Below are 19,104 nucleotides of genomic sequence, written 5' to 3' on the forward strand. Positions count from 1 at the left end.
AACACGTTTTTATTTGCTAATTAAAAATATTTTTTGCTTTGAGTAAAAAATATTTGACATTGGTAATAAATTCTGTTTTAATGGAGTCCATGGATAAGGGTCGCTTGATTTGGCTGCTAGCAAGGCAAGTTCCTTTCCTGAGCTGATGAAGCTGATACGTGCAGTACCAACTTTACCAACTTTGCAAGGAGAGAAATTATGGAAGCCTTTGGAGTTTTGTTTTGCGGTGCATTGATGGTTTTGGGCGCAATCGGCGCCATCGTTCAGAAGACACGCGGTATCTGGTAAACAGATGAACTTGAGCGGAAAGAACGGATGCCAGATCGGATGATCTGGCATTTTTGCTTGAGCGATGCGGACGGATTTTCCGTTTGGTGTATAAAAGAGATAAAGCAGGAAAAAGAAGGGAATCAGTCTGGTTTCGGACAGGAAGACTCGCTTGAGCGGAAACGTGTTTTTGGCGAGTTTCGTTTCAAGTTCCTTGCTTTTCAGCTCAATAGAAGAATATTTGCGGGAATCTTTTCCGTCAGCGTATTTTTTGTATAGCCTGTCGTCGTTTTTGTTCGATTCATTTTTCCGGTACAGTCGATCGGTCAGCACCTGACGAGACAGCGCTTTTCCGGCAATGTCTTTCTTTCAGGGATTCCTGATAATTGCATCGTATGCCTCGATTCTGTCCCGGCATATCCGATGAAGAAAGCCACAGCTTGTTTTCCTGATGCGGGTTATTATGCCACTTTGGAAAAATCAGGCATTTGCCCGCTACGGTCATTTCTTGTTTTTCCACCGGACATCTTGATGTGACCGTATTCTCTGTCCGCTACCGAAGTGCCTTTTGCACTCACAATGTATATCCATTCATTATCGGCGAGCCACTTGCGTTGACTTGAAACATTAACGAGTCCGCTCAACTGGATGAGTTCATCCTTGTTCAAAAACGCGTTCGATTTTTGCTCCTGAAGAAGACGTTTTTCTATGAAACACTGCTGGTACAGACTCAGATTTGTGTAATAGATGAAAAATCGCTGGTCTGCTGGGGGCATAATAATATTTCGGGTATTGTCGGTAGTGTCTGGATCCTCACACGAAGAAGACTTTTTTCGGTTTGAGCGAAAGAGTATGCGATCGGAATACCGGAATTCCATACCGCCTTGAAAGGAGTGTGGAAGGAGAAAATGTGCGGAGTAGTGCGGTTAATCCGGCAGAAAAACAGGTGAAATTGTAGTGAATGGAAATGGGTGAAAAGGCCGTCGGTTTTCGCAAGCGGTGGCAGGCAGTGAAAGTCCCTGTCCCTCGTCTTTTGCATTCCCGTTGTGGAGTAAAGTATCCCGATGTGTGGCCATTTTCCGGAAAGGTTACAGGACAGTGAGCAAGCGTCGGGGCTGAATCAATGAATTGGTATCCGGTTTTGGCGCAGTTCCGATGGAAGGGGGAAGCCATTTTCGAGCTTTCCCGCCTTGATCCTGATTATCCGTCAGCCACGTCGGGAGGAATTATTGACGGCGACGCATGGCATGCGCCGTTTGTCCTGATATTGATTTTTTCCTGAGAAAAAAACGGTGTCATCCGGTATCTTTGATGATCTGAAACGGTTATCAAACCTCTATCGACATGGCTTTTTACGGCCATATCGGTTGTTTCGGTACAAGTATATTTCGGCTGATAGTCCGGGAGCCGTTTTGTTTTTTCTATACTGAATATGCCACTTCGGGCAATGTGGTGACAGGTATGGTCGCATTCTTCGGCATCGAATGTTTCACCTGATGCCTGATTTTTGTGGGTAATGCCTTGAAAAATACCCGGACGACATCGTGTCCATGAATGTGATGCAGGATTTCCTGCCCGAAATTTGGAAGTGCGATTTCCTTACCGTCTGCAATATCATGGAATACTCGCATGGAGGTATTTCCCCACGGGTTGATAATCGTCCAGCCCGGTCCTGAAATCTGTCCAGGCATGATGATTGTTGCCGGAAAGCCGTTCTGCTGATACGGTTCTTTCAGGTATATCTCACTCGCCAGTTTGTTTTGGCCGTAATTGTTCAATGGATCTTTTCTCAAATTATCCGGGTCAAATGGAATAGTTTCAACCATGCCATGCGCCTAACAGGATGAACAATAAAGATAGTGGGAAAGTTGACTTTCACAAAATCCCTTGAAGATTTTTTCAGTTTCTTCAATGTTGAAATTAACCAAATCAACGATGATATCCGGCTTCATTTCTTTAAGCTTGCGGATAAACTCCGGATCCTTTTCACGATCCTGCAAAACACGATCGACCTTGTGCCATGCAGGAACGTCCTCATAAGGCGGCGACAGTGTTCGGGTGATGGCTATCGTTTCGTATCCATTGTCCACGAGCATGGGGATTAAATAGGTACCGATATGCCCTGCAGCTCAAATTACGATTACACGCATAGCATTTTCCTTCTAATAAGATTTGTCGCTTTTTCTGAGTTTCTTTTCGTCCAACGGATTTTCTGAAACTTCGATTGTTCGTCAGGCGGTGAAAGCCGGTAAATTGTCGATTATAGGGCAGGAATAAATCCCGCAGTTTCTGCTTTGGGGGGCTTGCTGGAATAATGATGCGGTTTTTTCATGGCCGTTCCGCTTCGATTCAGGGGTGTTTTGCCGGATCACAATGTCTGGAGTGATCTTCTTGTTCAATGGAATCCGACAGGGAATGTTTTTTCATCGAAACAGGATTTTTTTGATGATATGTGTTTGTGGTGTTTATTGCAGCTGGCAGGAGACAAAAACAAAACAGCCGTCAGATATTGAACATCTGACGGCTGTTTTTTGTATGTACCTGAGGCTATTTACTGCTTCAGGCCAGAGGCCGGTTTATCAGTTCGTGACCGGTACAGGCTGTCCTTTTTTAGCCGGACGTCCCAGTCTCGGAACAATAAACGTCATGATGATGAAGGCCAGTGTCGACATCGCACCAGAGATGGAGAAGGCGACAATCCAGCCCAGGTTGACAGCAACCGCAGCACCGATACCGCCACCGAAGATGGAAGCAACGGCTTTGGCAGCCCAGAAGCAGCCATAGTTCTGAGCGGAGAATGCGGTACCGAACAGATCCTGGTTAATAGCCGGGAACAATGCATAGGAACCACCAGCGGTGAAGAATGCGACAGCCAGCATGAGGATGAAGAACGGAACACCCAATGGGGAAACAATTCCGAACAGGAACATCGCGACTGCATTGACACCGAACATGATGGACAGTGTTTTGTAACGACCGATCTTATCGGAAACAGCACCCCAGAACGGACGGCAACCACCGTTGAAGAGGTTCTGCATCATGACGCAGATAGCCATCACGCTGCCGACAATTCCCATGGAACGACCGAATGGTGCGGAGTTTGCAACCAGGAACAGGAAACCGAAGTTGACGGAGAAGAAAGACAGCCAGCAGAGCCAGAAGTGTTTGGTGCGGAGCATTTCGCCTGTCTTGAAGTCTCTTTCGGTCGGAACCGGTTTTTTGGGTTTGGCACCGCCAGGGAACCGGATGAAGAATGCGATGAGGATAATGATACCGCCCATGATGACACCGGTGATTTTCAGTGCAGCCTGAACACCGAGGTCAGGGTTGTGAATAACGTTCGTAATCAGCGGGAGGAAAGGCAGAACGCCCAGACCATAACCGGCAGCAGTAAAGCCGGAAGCCATACCACGACGGTCAGGGAACCAGCGGTTAGCCGTATTAATTGCGATACCGTAAACGATACCAACGCCAGCGCCAGACAGGGTATACAGGATGTACAACATGGGAAGGTTAGTTGCGAAGCCCATTGCAAACCAACCGGCACCAACCATGAAACCACCTACCATCGCTGGAAGTTTTGGACCCAGACGGTCAACGAAATAACCACCACCAGGCTGTGAAACAGACTGAATGACCTGAGAAAGAGTGAATGAAACCTGGACGGCAGCCAGAGAAACACCCAAAACGCCCTGCATTGGTCTTGCATACAAAGTCCAAGAATATTGGACACCTGAAATCATACACATCAACAGAACGGCGAGAATCAGATACCAGATACGCTTCGCACCGGCTTTTCTGGGATCTTCGTTTTCGCGACTATCTGCTACTGTTGCAGCTGTACTCATCTTACGATTCCTCTATCAAGTTTTTACTTCTAGCGGATGTTTCAAACAGTTTGATGACCGAACTGGTTCGGTAATTCAGCTGAAACACCCCCCCTTTCGTGGGTTATATAATTGTTAATTACATAATACAAGTTCCACAAAGCGTATTGTATCAGCAGTTCAAAACGTGAAATCTTCTAAAAATATGAATATTAAGTTCATATTTTTATGTAATATCCAATGGAAGATCCGACGGAAAAAACAGGATGCATGAGACAGGAAACGGTGTTCATTCGGGAGCATAAGTCATTGTTTTTCGGATAATTGTCGTTTTCAAAGACCGCTGAAACAGTCGGGATGACGGTTCGACCGGCCTCAAGGACATGAAAGAGAGGTGCTCCGGCTGTTGCAGAAATCGATCTCGTGTGGGGTTCAGCTCTTGAAAACCGGTTTGCCTGTTATTTGTGCAGCCTGTCGGCCGTTATTTCAGAAATTTTTCGTGCCGGTTTTGCCGCATTTTTCCGCCAGGACTGTTTGACGGATTATCTGTGTTTTCGCAATCCTGTGGATTTTCCCGTTTTTTCTCACGACATGATTGTTTTCAGTATATTTTGTCGAAGTCCGGTAACGGCGTGTTTGAAAAAGGTGAAGGAATTTGTGCAGGAGTCTGATTGTCATACAGTACAGGAGTGAAGTGCCCGTATCCGGCTTTAAACATGGTGTGCGACAGACAAGACGTGTACCGGCATTATCGTGAAACGGTTCTCCGGTACAGGCAATCTGTCCGGAGCAGGGGATACCGGATTCCATGCAATGGCGATTTTGCCCTGTATTGAGGTTGACACCGGACATATCTGTACCAGTGATGGTCAAATGTGGAGGCTGTTTCTAATATTGAAGAAGTGGTATACGGGTACCGAAAGGCGAGCCCGGTGAATGAGCCGGTAAGAACCGGTGGGATTTGTCGTGAGTGTATCAAAGTCCGATGATGCTGGATATATGGTGGAGTCCGAGACACAGCAACAGGACCGGCGTATCTGTATCCGGCAGGGTTTGGCTGACTAGCATCATATAAAGATATGAAGAAAGCGGCTGTCTGATGCGGTTGGACAAAAAGTGGCTTTTGTGCAGGCGTGGGGTATCAAAGGACATGACCGGAAAATATGTTGCCCGGCGCGTCGGAAGGTATGGCGGAAATGACGGAAATTCTCGTCCGTTGTCTTTTCCCGGCAGGCTTGTTGCATGTTTCGCCATGATCAGGAAAGGAAAAGCCGGTTTCTGACAAATAATGCAGCTTATTGAAATTCTGGCATTGCCCGATTGCAGGAGACAGGTATCCATCAGGATAAAGAGAGGACCAGCCATGTTGGCGAATTTCGGTCGGGACGCCGTTCGTGATTTATGTCCGGACTGGTGCTGATGGCATGTCTGGCGATTTTGTGACCGGAGTAACCGGATGGATTTCCATATCGCGGTTGCCCGTGATCATGGTTGTGGCCGGATCGCCGTTAATGATGGTGAAGACATTTCTTCAACAAAATGAAGCCCGGTACTCAGGGCCAGGGAGGTGATGGGATATTCTTTTTCAGCCTGCTGACCGGATACAATGCCTTTCAGCGATGCAGGACGGGAAAACGGTTTACGGAGAGCTTGGGCACAATATGAAGTGGATTTTCCGGAGGACCGGTGCTTCCGGATTTGTTTCTGCCATGTCTTCACCGTCGTTTATATGAAAATCCGTGTGGGAGTTTTGGGACATGGCAGAAATGACTCAAGCGAATATGACGGGGCCCACAATAAAAAGGGACAGGATCTTCATGAAGATATAGACGATGGCAAAAGCGTATTCCCTGTCCGTGTATCTTGCACGGAACCAGAGATACAGACATCCGACAGGCGCAATGAGCCCCAGCCATTTCCAGATGCCGACATGCCATCCTTCTTTTTTGAGCATGAAGATGTCGATTGCCCAGAGGATGAGATAAAACAGGCAACCGCCGATGGAAATGTACAGGGGATCCCTGAAACCTTCCGGCAGGTACAAATTGCCCTGTGGACTGGCGAAGACCATTGCGATGAACGGAATCAGGGGCATGAGTCTGACGGTCAGATATTTGGCTTTCCGTTCATCCTCGATTTGACAAGACATTTCGGATGCCATTTGCGCATTCTGCTGTCTTCTCAACGCTTTGTGGACTTTCTCGCTCATGTGTTCAGCCTCTTTCAAACGGGATGGATGCTTATGTGTTCTTCGTGGCGGATAATACGCTTCGGGGAATTTTTTTTGTTCATGAAAAACTGACCGTTTCTTCTGTTTTTGGAAACGGTAGTCAGAACTTTCAGTATAGCATTCAGGACGTTCTCCAACAACAGAAGGATGACGGGTACGACTGGTGAACTGATGGGCCGGAGTGGAAAGAACCGGATGCCAGATCGGATGATCCGGCGTTTTTGCTTGAGCGGTGAAAACAGGTTTTCCGGTCGAAGCGTGAAAGAGCGGAGGCCGGAAAAGGGAGGAATCAGTCTGATTTCGGACGGGAAGGCTCGCTTAGGAGCAAAAGCGTGTTTTTGGCGAGTTCCGCTTCGAGTTCCTTGCTGATATTGCCGAATTCATCCTGGGAAGAACCGAGGAAGAGGAGGATGCCCATGGGGACATTGAGAGCGTGACAGATGCGTTGCAGGGTGGAGACCGTGATATCACGCTGGTTGTGTTCGATAAGAGAGAGGTAGGAAACCGAACATTCGGAAAGTTCGGCCAGTTTGGTTTGTGAAAGACCTCTTCGTATGCGGCATGTCTTGATGGCATTGCCTATGTCCATAGTGTACTCCTCCTCATTAAAGCAGTATTGTCATGACCTGCCGGAATCAGATGTTACGGTTCTTAACTGCAAAATGACATTGACCCGAAAATAACGGACCGGTCCCGGGTATGTACCGCTTTAAATTGAATTCTGCATAATCGGGTAACAGATTATTTTAGCAGATGTCGCAAGCGACTGTCCGTATAACATGGGTGTCGGGGTGGACAAGCGGTTTGTCCTGGACTGTTTTTTCTCCGGCAGGGCCGGGAACTGGCATGATGGTCCGGTTGTCCATTTTATGCGAGTTTTTCGAATACGGAATTTCTTTGCATGGTTGCGGCTGGCGGAAATAACGGGGGAACAGGGGGATTGATATGAGTCATTCCGCAAACAGGCCGTCACGCTATGCTGAATGGCGGATGGCGACGGGTTCGTGGCCGGATGCAGGGACGGTATCCGAGTGAATGAGAGCGTCCTCAGCAGCAAATTCCGGTTCCCTTTATAATGGACTCACCTGTTCTTCAATTGCCCCTTAAAGAAAGGAAATTCTCATGAAACATCAATTGCCGCCGCTGCCTTATCCCCTGGATGCCCTGCAGCCTTATATTTCCCGGGAAACTCTGGAATATCATTATGGCAAGCATCATAAAACATATGTTGACAATCTGAACAAACAGATTGCCGGTACGGCTTATGAAAACATGCCGCTGGAAGAAATCATTAAAAATGCCTCCGGCGGTGTTTTCAACAATGCGGCCCAGACATGGAATCACACGTTTTACTGGAATTGCATGAAACCGAACGGTGGTGGCGAGCCATCCGGTGCGCTGATGGATGCCATCCAGTCGAAATGGGGAACGTTTGCCGATTTCCAGAAAGCGTTTGTTGCCGCATGCGGCTCGAATTTCGGTTCGGGCTGGACATGGCTGGTCAGGAAAACGGATGGCTCTCTTGATATCGTCAATACATCCAATGCCGGAACGCCACTGACCGGCACGGACAAACCCCTTCTGACCTGTGATGTCTGGGAGCATGCCTATTATATTGACTACCGGAATGCGCGTGTCAAATATGCGGATGAGTTCTGGAATGTCGTCAACTGGGATTTTGTCGCGGCAAATTTCGGCTGATACGGACCGGCCGGTGTTATTGCAAGACCGGAGTGTACGTTTGTTCAACAGGCTTCGCCAAAGCGAAGCCTTTTTTGTTTTTTCAGGAAAAAGCCATGTATCGTGACGAAACGGACTGGCTCCTTGAAGTGGCGCCGGCGGTTGTCCGGGAAAAACGAAAACGGCTGCATGAAGGTTTCAGGGCGGCGTCGTATCTGATCCGGCAAGGATGCCTTATAATAGCCGAAACCCTGTCTGGAGGTGCCGTCATGAATAATACCGTCATTCTTTCTTCCGATGCCTGTCTGGGTCATTTTCCGGGCCCGGAACATCCGGAATGTCCGGATCGCCTGATTGCCGTGCGGGATGCACTGACAACGCCGGAATTCGAGTCGATCCCCTGGCGTCATGCGCCGATGGGAACAAAAGAACAGCTTTTGCTTGTACATACTCCCGAGTATGTGAAACGGATCGAGACGATTCGCCCCAAAGTGGGCTATGTTCCGCTGGATGGGGGCGATACCATCATGTCGCCCGGAACATGGGACTGTGTGATGAGTTGTGTCGGTGCGGCTTGTCTGGGAGTCGATATGGTGATGAAAGGGGAAGCCGACAACGTATTCTGTGCGACTCGTCCATGCGGCCATCACGCCGAGCCGGACAGGGCGATGGGATTTTGCGTATTCAATCATGCAGCCATTGGCGCCGCTTATGCATGCGACAAATACAAGCTCGACAGGGTCGCGATCGTCGATTTCGATGTCCATCACGGAAACGGGACGCAGGACGCTTTTTATCACCGGCCCGAAATTTTTTATGCATCGACCCACCAATCTCCCTTTTATCCGGGCAGCGGTGCCCGTTATGAAACGGGAATCGACCACAATATCGTCAATGTTCCGTTAAGCCGCGGGGCCGGTTCCGACAAATTCCGCAATGCCATGACATTCGAGATTCTGCCGGCACTGAAAAAATTCAATCCTTCGATTCTGATTGTTTCGGCCGGTTTCGATGCACACAGGAAGGATCCGCTTGGCGGGCTGAGTTTTACCGACGACGACTTTTACTGGGTCACCAAAGAGCTGATGAAAGTGGCCGATGAATGTTGCGACGGAAAAATCGTATCGATTCTTGAAGGAGGATACAGTCTGGATGGACTGGCTTCAGGATCAGCTGCACACGTACGGGCATTGATGGGAAACTGACGGGCATATGCGGTCTCCGGCGTTGTAAAATTGCCTGATTCCCTGTCCGTTTGCGAAAGAAGACCACTTCACATATACAGGATTACCTGATAAAATTTTTATTTTCCAAAATTGGCTTAACCTGAAATAAATTCATGACCACTATTCGCCTTAAAGAAAACGAACCTTTCGAAGTCGCCATGCGGCGATTCAAACGTACCATTGAAAAAACCGGTCTTTTGACGGAATTGCGTGCCCGCGAGTTTTATGAAAAACCGACTGCGGCCCGCAAGAGAAAACTGGCGGCAGCCGTCAAGCGTCACTACAAGCGAATCCGTAGTCAGCAGTTGCCGAAAAAAATGTACTGATTCCGTTTTCCCTGAAAGGGGGAATCCGGAAGTCTGACCCGTTGCCCGCTCCGGTTAGGCCGTTGCGGGCTTTGCTGTTCATTGTTTTGTCTATCGGAGAGCGATGTGAGTTTGAAGGAACAGATTGTCAGTGACATGAAAGACGCCATGCGTGCCAAGGATGCGAAACGTCTCGGGACGATCCGTATGCTGACAGCGGCCATGAAACAGAAAGAAGTCGATGAACGTATCGAACTCGATGACCGACAGATTCTGGCGATCATCGAAAAGATGATCAAGCAGCGCAAGGATTCCATCTCGCAATTCGAGGCGGGTGGTCGTCCCGATCTGGCCGACAATGAAAGGGCCGAGGTGGATGTCCTGTCCGCCTATATGCCTGAAGCCCTGCCGATCGAGGAAATCGAAAAGGAAGTGGCCGAAGCGGTCAAAAATGCCGCGGGTCCCCAGGATATGGGCAAGGTAATGGGCGTACTGAAATCGCGTCTGGCCGGCCGTGCCGATATGTCCGCTGTTTCCGCTCTGGTCAAAAAGGCCTTGATGAAGGCCTGAACTGTCGGTTGATACGCGAAAAAGTTTCGCGAATGAAAAAAGGTTTTTTTAATTCGTGATACCCCAGTCATTCATCCAGGATTTGTTGAACCGCATCGACATTGTCGAGGTGGTGGGCAGTCGCGTGCAATTGAAAAAGGCGGGCGCAAACTTTCTCGGTTTGTGCCCGTTTCATACTGAAAAGACACCCAGTTTTACCGTGAGTCCGGTCAAACAGTTCTATCACTGTTTCGGCTGCGGGAGAAACGGTTCGGCAATCACTTTCCTGATGGAACATTCCGGCCTTTCGTTTGTCGAAGCAGTGGACGAACTGGCGCAAAGTGTCGGTTTGACAGTGCCGCGGGACGATTTCCGCGTTACACCGGAGCAGCGTGCCGAAAAACAGGCCAGGACACTGGCGCTGACAGAAGTCATGACGATGGCGAGCCGCTATTACAAACAGCAGCTGAAGCAATCAAAAGTGGCTATCGATTACCTGAAAAAAAGAGGAGTCAGCGGTCAGATCGCCTATCGTTTCGGGTTGGGGTATGCACCCGGCGGGCGGGATGGCCTGAAAAACGGTTTTGACGATTATCGGGCTGCGGAACTGGTGGAAGCGGGGCTTGTCATTGAAAAGGAGGGGGGAAAAGCGGTTCCGATCCGGAAAACAGACGCTTTGACCGTTTCCGCGACCGGATCATGTTTCCGATCAGAAACAGCCGTGGTCAGGTGATTGCATTCGGCGGACGAATTCTGGAGAAAGGCGAGCCCAAATACTTGAATTCGCCGGAAACACCCCTATTTCAGAAGGGGAGCGAGCTTTACGGATTGTTCGAGGCACGTCAGGCCATACGGGAAGCCGGATATGTCCTGGTGGTGGAGGGATATATGGATGTCGTTGCGCTGGCGCAGATGGGGTTCGGGCAGGCTGTTGCCACACTGGGGACAGCCTGTACGCCTGTTCAGGTTCAGAAACTGATGCGCCAGACGGACCGGGTCGTTTTTTCATTCGATGGCGACAATGCCGGCAGAAACGCGGCGAAAAGAGCGCTTGAAGCCTGCTTGCCGCTGGTTTCCGATACGAAGAGTGTGGCCTTTCTTTTTCTGCCGCCTGAACATGATCCGGACAGTTATGTCAGGGAATACGGTGCACAGGCCTTTGAGGAACAGGTGGAAAAGGCGATGCCCCTGTCGGAGTTTCTCTTGCAGGAGGTCGTTTCGGGAAACGATCTGAATACACTGGAAGGACGTGCACGGGCGCAGCACAAGGCGAAGCCGTGGTGTCAGATTATGGCGCCGTCCGCCTTGCGTTTGCAGATTCTGAGAAAGCTCGCCCAGATAACGCAAACACCGGATGACGAACTGGAAGCGTTTTTTGGCGTTGCCGGGCCCGCTGTTTCTTCAAGGCGCATGTCTGCCCGTGCTCCCCGCCCTCCTGTTGTCGGACTCGAACGGCAGGTCATGAGATTGTTGGTGATGTATCCGCGGTTTGCCTCCTGCTTGAGCGAGCCGGATATCCGTGCGATTACGGCTTTTTCTCCGGATAAAGGCGCTTTGTTGCGAACCGTTCTCGATGCGATTCGGGAACTGGGCGAGCAAGGCAGTTATGTCGCTCTTGTGGAATATCTTCGTACCGGTGGCGTGAATTGTGAGCAGCTGGTTCAGGAAACGCTTGAACGCGAGTATGAAGAGGAACTGGCCCTCTTGGAACTGAAAGGGGCGGTTCGCCAGATCCGGTTGCGTATGCTGGCCTCTGAAATAGAAGGAGTCCTGTCTTCGCAACTGGCAACGGAAGAGAAGAGACGGCGTTATGGCGAGCTGAGAAAACAGCAGGACGATTTGCAGAAAGAAATGGCGCAGGAAAGTTTGCGTGAGAAAAGTTTTTGACGGGAAACAAAGCAAAAAGAAATACGAAAAATGTTATAATATAAGACTTTACATTCGGGAATGTGTTATCCCATTTTGATAATGGAAACATGCCCGGTATCGTCTGAGTAACATCGGGTAAAACCGGTATGTTGGATTTTCGAGCGGACAACGGACGACATGGATAAATCAGATAAACCCCAATCAGTGGCAGGTGAAACGAACAATACGACGCTTACCGTCAAGCGGCGCGGCCGGCGCAGGCATGATGAGGCGGTTGCCGGTGTGAATGCGGAAGGCGTGGTTCCGTCCGAGGCGTCTGCCGTATCGGCTTCTGGCGAAGTGACTGTGCATGTGAAAAGAGGGCGGAAGAAAGCGGTTTTCGATGAAAGCGTCACGCCTGAAGGCGTCGCTGTCAAGGTCAAGAGTTCACGCGGCAGAAAACCCAAACTGGCGACGGGAGGCCAGGAAACGGTTGCATCCGTTTCCGGGAAAGGCAACGTATCCGATACGATTGTCACAACCGATGCGGCACGGCTGGCGGCGATCGATACTTCCAGCTATGTGTTGCCCACCGTGAAGGTACCGGGACGCCGTGGCCGCAAGCCCAAGGATTTCCAGCCGGAAAACGAGGAAGTGGCCGCATTGAACGCGGTGGAACGCGCTGAACTGAAAGCGGCCGACAAGGCTCGTGCGAAGGATCGCAAGGCCAAGGAAAAGGCGTTGTTGAAGGATGCGCTGGCAGGCGATACGGAGGCAACGGAAGAAGAACTGGAGCGTCGCCGTGAACGGCTGAAAATACTGATCAAGCTGGGCAAGGAACGTTCGTTTCTCACCTATGCCGAAATCAACGACCATTTGCCCGACAATGTCATCGATCCTGATGCGATCGAAGGGATCATCAGTACGTTCAATGACATGGGCATTTCGGTGTATGAACATGCCCCCGATGCGGAAGATCTGTTGCTGACCGATAATGTCGTCACGGTCACAAGCGACGAAGAGGCCGAAGCGGCAGCGGAAGCGGCGCTTTCGACAGTGGATTCCGATTTCGGCCGTACGACGGATCCTGTCCGGATGTATATGCGTGAAATGGGATCGGTCGAACTGCTGACGCGCGAGGGGGAAATCGAAATCGCCAAACGGATCGAGGAAGGTCTGAAAGACATGATCCAGGCGATTTCATCCTGTCCGACCACGATTCTAGAAATTATCGAACAGGCAGAGAAAATCCGTAACGACGAAGTCAGAATCGATGAAGTGGTTGACGGTATGGCTGACGAGGAGGATGACGCGCCTGTGATGGCGGCCGCATCGGACAGTGATCAGGATGATTCGGATGAAGAAGATTCCGATGCGGATGAGGGCGATGAAGAAGACGCAGAGGAAGATGAGGGCGATGGCGGGTCTGCCGGTAGTGCGGCTGCCGGCTTTTCTGCAGAGCAGCTTGAAAAACTCAAAGAAGACGCTCTGGCAAGATTTGCACTGATCGAAACGCATTTCAAGGAAATGCAGCGGGCTTTTGAAGAGGACGGTTACAATTCTCCGGCTTATGTGAAAGCGCACGATCGTATTTCGGAAGAATTGCTGGGAATGCGGTTTACGGCACGGTTCATTGAAAAGCTGTGCGATACCTTGCGTACGCAAATGGATGAAGTTCGCCAGATAGAACGTGAAATTCTCAATGTGGTGGTCAACAAGTGCGGGATTCCGAGAGCGCACTTCATCAAGACTTTCCCGGGCAACGAAACCAATATGGAATGGGTTGACGAGGAAGTCGATGCCGGTCATCCGTACAGCGAGATTCTTTCCCGCAACGTTCCGATGGTCAAGGAATTGCAGCAGAAGCTGGTCGATATCGAAAACCGTATCGGTATGCCGCTGACCGATTTGCGTGAAATCAACCGCAAGATGGTGGCGGGTGAAATGCGTGCCCGCAAGGCCAAGAAGGAAATGACGGAAGCGAACCTTCGTCTGGTGATTTCGATTGCGAAAAAATATACCAATCGCGGTTTGCAGTTCCTGGATTTGATCCAGGAGGGCAATATCGGTCTGATGAAGGCGGTGGACAAATTCGAATACCGTCGCGGCTACAAGTTTTCGACCTATGCCACCTGGTGGATTCGTCAGGCTATTACGCGTTCGATCGCCGATCAGGCGCGTACTATCCGTATTCCGGTTCACATGATTGAAACCATCAACAAGATGAACCGTATTTCCCGACAGATTTTGCAGGAAACCGGTGCGGAACCCGATCCGGCGACACTGGCAGCCAAGATGGATATGCCTGAAGACAAGATCCGCAAGATCATGAAGATCGCGAAGGAACCCATTTCGATGGAAACGCCGATCGGAGATGATGATGATTCACATCTGGGAGATTTCATCGAGGACAACAATACGCTGGCACCTGCCGATGCGGCGTTGCATGCCTCGATGCGCAGCGTGGTCAAGGATGTCTTGGATTCGCTGACACCAAGGGAAGCGAAGGTGTTGCGGATGCGCTTCGGTGTCGAGATGTCGACGGACCATACGCTGGAAGAAGTCGGCAAACAATTCGACGTGACACGTGAACGTATTCGCCAGATTGAAGCAAAAGCATTAAGAAAATTGCGTCATCCGTCGAGATCGGATAAACTTAAAAGTTTCCTGGAAAGCAATTGATAAATTCCAGACGGGCCTATAGCTCAGTTGGTTAGAGCAGAGGACTCATAATCCTTTGGTCCCAGGTTCAAGTCCTGGTGGGCCCACCACTAAATATTTGATTTTTCCCGCCTTTTTCGGCGGGATTTTTTTGTCTCGATTTCGAGAGTGACAAAATTGTGACAGGCGGAACAATCAGGCGGTCGGTAATTCCGGTATTTCCTGGATTTCGCAGAGACAAGTTGGGCGTATCGCATCCGATAAACCGGTACAGGCTGGTTTCCTTTCTGTTTTCTGCCGGATGCCGGCAAATTTATTTTTTATTGAATGGTTCCGGATTCGTTTGGAGTAAATTTACAATGTGCCTGTTTTTTCAATATACGCCGGTATGGGTGTTGTGCAGATTGATGCCGGACAGGCAAAACGGGAAGAATGAATGCCTGGTTCTTGCGCCGAAAACAGATTTGCCGAAAGGGTATCGATCCGGGAATACGTGTCGTCTTTCGTCGCGTGTGTTCCATCCGTTACGTTTTGATGGAACAGGTTCGCCAAATCAGGTCTTTATCGCGGAATGGATCGGGATGAGTTACAGGCAGACGGCATTTCGATGGAACTTCTCGAGCGGGAGGAGGTTTCATTTCCGGTTTGTCGGCTGCCTTCGTATTGCACGGCTGACAGTGTTTTGTTTTTTCTAATAGAAAACAGGGGATCAACAGGATGAATACCGTTTGGATCATTATTGCCACAGTTCTGATTTTTTCCTGGAGCTGGTGGCGTCTGTATGTTTATAACATGCGCAAACGCCCGAACAGGACCATTGCGCATATGCTGGGTTTTCTGCTGGGCAGCTTTCCGGCGCTTTTCTTTTTCTATGCCTGTGTCGCTTCTTTTCCGCCTCCCGAGGCGGAGATACCTTCCACCATGTCGCTGGCAGGATTGTGGGGAATTTTTGTCCTGTCGATCATCATGGTGTTATATTTGACCAGCCGTCCGGTTCCACAGCGGAATGACGGCAAGGCCATTTCTTCCGATAAAAGGGATACGGGAAAAAAGAAATGATCCCGGTATCGTGAAAACAGGCCGGGATACGGTTATTCCGGATGTTTTTCCATTCTTTTCAAAAACGATATCATGTAATCCCCTATTTGGGGCAGCCGGTTTTTCAGCCTGTGTTCGTCGTCTACCAGATGAAGCGTACAGCGGTGTTTCATACTGAACCGGGTGATGTTTTCGACGGGAATGAGGCTGTCGTGCCAGCCGTGCACGATTTCGAGTGCATTTCCATCGCATCCGAGCCGGTACGGAGGGTATCCTTCGATATCGATTGCCGGTGCGAGAAGAAACAGTCCCCTGACCGGGACAAAGGCACTTGCTGTCATGGCGACCCAGCCTCCCATGCTGGATCCGACAAGGTATTGTGCAGGCCGTGTATTGCAGGAATTTACGAGCATTTCCACACGGGTTTCCGGGTCGAAGGTGGACGAGTAGTCCAGACTCTCCACATCGTAGCCCATCTCTCTTGCGATATCGGCAAGGTGCCGTATTTTCGTACCCCACGGGCCGCTTTCTTTTCCATGTACAAAATGAATCAGTGGTTTCATAGGATGTTGTCCGTTTTTCCGGTTAATGATGAGAACGCGATCATTGTATTCTGAATGACAGTTTCTTGTACGAGAGGGTGTGAAGGCTGCATGATCGGTCGATGATATGATCGGAAAAAAGACGGTGACGGGATATTTGTGTTAGCCTGAAACGATTCGCCGGGTTTGATGTATGAATATGGCGATGTAGAAAAATGGCACGTCCATACGGGAAACGAGTGTGACGGTGATCTTTTCCGGATTTGCTTAACTGGATGAAACGAAAGGAGATTGTGATGGAACTGAAGTTGCTGACCCCTTTGAGGATGGGCGATGTCAAACTGGCCAATCGTGTTGTCATGGCGCCGCTGACCCGCTGCCGGACGGCTGAGCCTGATAATATTCCGACGGAAATGAATGCCGAATATTATGCACAACGGGCTTCTGCGGGATTGATCGTTTCCGAAGCGACACAAATATCCCGTTCCGGGCAGGGATATGCCGGATCGGCAGGTCTTTACACGGATGCCCAGGAAGCGGGGTGGAAAAAAGTGGTTGAGGCCGTCCATGCCAGAGGAGGGAAAATATCGGCCCAGTTATGGCATGTCGGGCGAATGTCCCATTCCTATTTTCAGGAAAATGGAGGGGCGCCGGTCGCTCCGTCGGCCATTGCGGCCGAGGGGGCCAAATGCAATATTGTGCTGGAAAACGGAGAACATGCTTTTGTGCCGTGTGACAAGCCGCGGGCATTGACGGTGGAAGAAATCGGAAAGATCGTCGGGCAATATCGCGATTCGGCTGCCCGTGCGGTGAGGGCCGGTTTCGATTTTGTCGAGGAACATGCGGCAAACGGGTATTTGCTCCAGCAATTCCAGGCGACCAATACCAACCGGCGAACGGACAGATACGGCGGATCTCTCGTGAATCGGGCAAGGCTGACACTTGAAGTGCTTGACGCGATGCTGGAAGTGGTCGACAAGGAAAAACTCGGTGTCAGGTTGTCGCCTTATTTCAATATCAATGGTATTGCCGACGCCGAACCGGAACAAATGGCGCTCTATCTGGCCGACGAGTTCAACAAGCGCGGGATCGCCTATCTGAGTATTGCTGAACCGAGCTGGGTCGGCGGTATTTCATTGACGGATACTTTCAAAAAGAAGATACGGGAGGCTTTTTCCGGTGTACTGATCTATGCCGGGGAGTATACGCCGGAAAAAGCCGAGGAAGCTGTCAGGAGCGGACTGGCGGATGCCGTTGGTTTCGGACGTCTGTATATCGCCAATCCCGATCTGGTCGAGCGTATCGGACAGGGGGGACCTTACAATGTGCCTGACCGTGCCACTTTTTATAAGGGAGGGAACAGGGGTTATACGGATTATCCGACCCTGAAAGCATGAAGGGCCTGGTTGGAAAGAGATATGTATCCGGGAGGACGATGGCAGGCATGTTTTCCAAAAACACTGCCGATTCCGGCAAAGCGGTATTCGGTGACCGTCGAAATCCATCTGGATGATTTTGTTTCTTTCATTGAATGCCGGAATATTGGTGAATGGAGAAAGGGGGACCGGTTCGGCCTTGTTCGTTTTTCCGGTATTCGCTGCCGCTTCCATTCCGGCGGAAAAGTTCCCGTAGTCTTTGCCGAAGCGGGACCGGGGATGCCGGTCTGGCAGATTGTACGAGGCGCTCCGGTCGCAAGAAAGCCGTTTCCTGATTTTGTAAAAAAGGCAGGCGAGCCCTGCCTTTTTTATTGTCTGAAACCATCCGGAATAATCCGGAGGCAGTAGACTGATTATTCCGGTTTTTTATGTACATGATTTTATACGAGCTGAAAAATCAGGCAGTTACAATTGAAAAAATATTTTGAAAAAGTGTCAACCACCTGAAAATCTGGTGCGTTAATGGACGTAATCCAATCGGATTGGTAGTACCCAACATCACCTTTGAGGAACTTTGAAAATGAAAAAATTAGTTGCTATCCTGATTTCCGGTTTGTTCGCTTCCGCTGCTTTCGCTGCCGATCCTGCTCCTGCTGCGGAAAAGACCGCTTCGGCGCCAGCTGCTGAAAAGGCCGCTCCGGTCAAAAAAGCCAAGAAAACCAAAAAGGTAACAAAGAAAGAAGTCAAAAAAGAAGTAAAGACTGAAGAAAAAGCGGCTGCTCCAGCTGAAAAAACGGCTAAATAACAGCTTTTATCCGGTCATTAAAAAAGCGGGAAAAAATCCCGCTTTTTTTATATGATCGGTTGTCAGGTTAAAATGGATATTTCTGAAAAAAGGAAAAAGGCATGTCCCGATTCGGTTATCTCGTGTTTGCGTTCGTTCTGGCGATTTTCTCCTCATCAAGTGGTTTCGCTGCTGCCTCCGGCGATGTCCGTTTCAGGACAGTCCACCTGAAAGCGGGGGGAAGATCGTCCATGCCGAAGTCGCCGCGACGGATGCGCAGCGTGAACGGGGGCTGATGTACAGAAAATCCCTTCCTGAAAACAACGGTATGCTTTTCGTGTTCGACCGGCCGGCCCGATCCTGCATGTGGATGAAAAATACGGTGATTCCTCTTTCCGTGGCTTTTATCGATCATGAAGGGGTTATCGTCAATGTCGAAGAGATGGAACCGTTCACGACCGATTCGCATTGCAGTGCCGGATGGATCCGTTATGCGCTGGAAATGAATGCCGGCTGGTTCAGGAAAAACGGCCTGAAACCCGGCAGCCGGGTTGAGGGGTTGCATAAGTGACCGTGAGGACAGAATATATTTCGTGACGTGCCTGACCAATCATTCCGTTCGCAGGATGTCGTTCCCGGATTCCCGGTGGCAGGTTTTCGTCTGGCGACTTCTGTCATTCGTCATTCGAATAGCCGTTCAGTGTGCAGGTATTTTTTGATTCCACTCAAGATTGTTCCAGTGCTTCAATGAATAATGAATTGAAATATTGG

At 49.9% G+C, this 19,104-nt stretch carries 19 protein-coding genes, 1 tRNA gene and 1 pseudogene; 13 read left to right on the forward strand and 8 right to left on the reverse strand.

Annotation, left to right across the window (positions count from 1 at the left end; translation table 11 throughout):
* Positions 1-9: 9 nt before the first annotated feature.
* Both NB647_RS03425 and NB647_RS03430 read right to left on the reverse strand, forming a co-directional pair.
* Positions 10-600 (reverse strand): aldose epimerase family protein, encoded by a 591-nt coding sequence (locus NB647_RS03425; protein WP_269284184.1) that lies wholly within the window; start codon positions 598-600, stop codon positions 10-12.
* Between the two features lie 128 nt (positions 601-728).
* Complete coding sequence (locus NB647_RS03430) at positions 729-1,043, reverse strand: hypothetical protein (RefSeq protein ID WP_269284185.1); 315 nt, start codon at positions 1,041-1,043, stop codon at positions 729-731.
* 347 nt (positions 1,044-1,390) lie between these two features.
* Here NB647_RS03430 and NB647_RS03435 point away from each other — a divergent pair, with 347 nt between their 5' ends.
* The gene (locus tag NB647_RS03435; protein WP_269284186.1) at positions 1,391-1,549 is read left to right on the forward strand and encodes a hypothetical protein; all 159 of its coding nucleotides are present in this window, start codon (positions 1,391-1,393) and stop codon (positions 1,547-1,549) included.
* 139 nt (positions 1,550-1,688) lie between these two features.
* Here the strand turns inward: NB647_RS03435 and NB647_RS03440 are convergent, their stop codons facing one another.
* The 5 genes from NB647_RS03440 to NB647_RS03460 all read right to left on the reverse strand — a co-directional run bounded on the left by NB647_RS03440 (position 1,689) and on the right by NB647_RS03460 (position 6,913).
* Positions 1,689-2,093: an NAD-dependent epimerase/dehydratase family protein gene (locus NB647_RS03440; RefSeq protein WP_269284187.1), complete on the reverse strand. Its 405-nt coding sequence runs from the start codon at positions 2,091-2,093 to the stop codon at positions 1,689-1,691.
* A gap of 9 nt (positions 2,094-2,102) precedes the next feature.
* On the reverse strand, positions 2,103-2,363 hold the full coding sequence (locus tag NB647_RS03445; RefSeq protein WP_269284188.1) for a Rossmann-fold NAD(P)-binding domain-containing protein: 261 nt from the start codon (positions 2,361-2,363) through the stop codon (positions 2,103-2,105).
* Between the two features lie 483 nt (positions 2,364-2,846).
* Positions 2,847-4,115 (reverse strand): oxalate/formate MFS antiporter, encoded by a 1,269-nt coding sequence (oxlT, locus tag NB647_RS03450; protein ID WP_269284189.1) that lies wholly within the window; start codon positions 4,113-4,115, stop codon positions 2,847-2,849.
* A 1,750-nt stretch (positions 4,116-5,865) separates the two neighbouring features.
* A complete protein-coding gene (locus NB647_RS03455) occupies positions 5,866-6,303 on the reverse strand; it encodes a hypothetical protein (RefSeq protein ID WP_269284190.1) in 438 nt (145 codons plus the stop codon).
* Positions 6,304-6,613: 310 nt separating this feature from the next.
* Entirely contained in the window at positions 6,614-6,913 is a 300-nt protein-coding gene (locus tag NB647_RS03460) for a helix-turn-helix domain-containing protein (RefSeq protein ID WP_269265183.1), read from the reverse strand.
* 533 nt (positions 6,914-7,446) lie between these two features.
* Here NB647_RS03460 and NB647_RS03465 point away from each other — a divergent pair.
* From NB647_RS03465 to NB647_RS03500, 8 genes and pseudogenes are all read left to right on the forward strand, one after another.
* Positions 7,447-8,025, forward strand: coding sequence for a superoxide dismutase (locus tag NB647_RS03465; RefSeq protein WP_269265184.1), 579 nt, complete (start codon positions 7,447-7,449; stop codon positions 8,023-8,025).
* Between the two features lie 248 nt (positions 8,026-8,273).
* Positions 8,274-9,209, forward strand: a complete 936-nt coding sequence (locus NB647_RS03470) for a histone deacetylase family protein (RefSeq protein ID WP_269284728.1) — start codon at positions 8,274-8,276, stop codon at positions 9,207-9,209.
* Positions 9,210-9,343: 134 nt separating this feature from the next.
* Positions 9,344-9,556, forward strand: coding sequence for a 30S ribosomal protein S21 (gene rpsU, locus NB647_RS03475; RefSeq protein WP_269265185.1), 213 nt, complete (start codon positions 9,344-9,346; stop codon positions 9,554-9,556).
* A gap of 105 nt (positions 9,557-9,661) precedes the next feature.
* Positions 9,662-10,105 carry a GatB/YqeY domain-containing protein gene (locus tag NB647_RS03480; protein WP_269284191.1) on the forward strand — a complete coding sequence of 148 codons (444 nt, stop codon included), beginning with the start codon at positions 9,662-9,664 and terminating at the stop codon, positions 10,103-10,105.
* Between the two features lie 55 nt (positions 10,106-10,160).
* Positions 10,161-11,971: pseudogene (gene dnaG, locus NB647_RS03485) on the forward strand (DNA primase).
* Between the two features lie 159 nt (positions 11,972-12,130).
* Positions 12,131-14,614 carry an RNA polymerase sigma factor RpoD gene (rpoD, locus tag NB647_RS03490; protein ID WP_269265189.1) on the forward strand — a complete coding sequence of 828 codons (2,484 nt, stop codon included), beginning with the start codon at positions 12,131-12,133 and terminating at the stop codon, positions 14,612-14,614.
* A 12-nt stretch (positions 14,615-14,626) separates the two neighbouring features.
* Positions 14,627-14,703 (forward strand) — tRNA-Ile (locus tag NB647_RS03495).
* 607 nt (positions 14,704-15,310) lie between these two features.
* Positions 15,311-15,652: a hypothetical protein gene (locus tag NB647_RS03500; protein WP_269265190.1), complete on the forward strand. Its 342-nt coding sequence runs from the start codon at positions 15,311-15,313 to the stop codon at positions 15,650-15,652.
* A 32-nt stretch (positions 15,653-15,684) separates the two neighbouring features.
* Here the strand turns inward: NB647_RS03500 and NB647_RS03505 are convergent, their stop codons facing one another.
* Positions 15,685-16,194: an alpha/beta hydrolase gene (locus NB647_RS03505; RefSeq protein WP_269284192.1), complete on the reverse strand. Its 510-nt coding sequence runs from the start codon at positions 16,192-16,194 to the stop codon at positions 15,685-15,687.
* A gap of 275 nt (positions 16,195-16,469) precedes the next feature.
* Between NB647_RS03505 and NB647_RS03510 the strand changes: the two genes are divergently transcribed.
* The 4 genes from NB647_RS03510 (at position 16,470) to NB647_RS03525 (ending at position 18,904) form a co-directional block, all read left to right on the forward strand.
* On the forward strand, positions 16,470-17,570 hold the full coding sequence (locus NB647_RS03510; RefSeq protein ID WP_269265193.1) for an alkene reductase: 1,101 nt from the start codon (positions 16,470-16,472) through the stop codon (positions 17,568-17,570).
* Positions 17,571-18,129: 559 nt separating this feature from the next.
* Positions 18,130-18,354 carry a hypothetical protein gene (locus NB647_RS03515; RefSeq protein ID WP_269265802.1) on the forward strand — a complete coding sequence of 75 codons (225 nt, stop codon included), beginning with the start codon at positions 18,130-18,132 and terminating at the stop codon, positions 18,352-18,354.
* A 101-nt stretch (positions 18,355-18,455) separates the two neighbouring features.
* On the forward strand, positions 18,456-18,629 hold the full coding sequence (locus NB647_RS03520; protein WP_269284193.1) for a hypothetical protein: 174 nt from the start codon (positions 18,456-18,458) through the stop codon (positions 18,627-18,629).
* Positions 18,629-18,904: a DUF192 domain-containing protein gene (locus tag NB647_RS03525; protein ID WP_269284194.1), complete on the forward strand. Its 276-nt coding sequence runs from the start codon at positions 18,629-18,631 to the stop codon at positions 18,902-18,904. Before NB647_RS03520 ends, NB647_RS03525 begins: the two co-directional genes overlap by 1 nt.
* The last annotated feature ends 200 nt before the right edge of the window (positions 18,905-19,104 follow it).

The organism is Oxalobacter aliiformigenes (assembly GCF_027116575.1).
Lineage (GTDB): Bacteria > Pseudomonadota > Gammaproteobacteria > Burkholderiales > Burkholderiaceae_D > Oxalobacter > Oxalobacter aliiformigenes.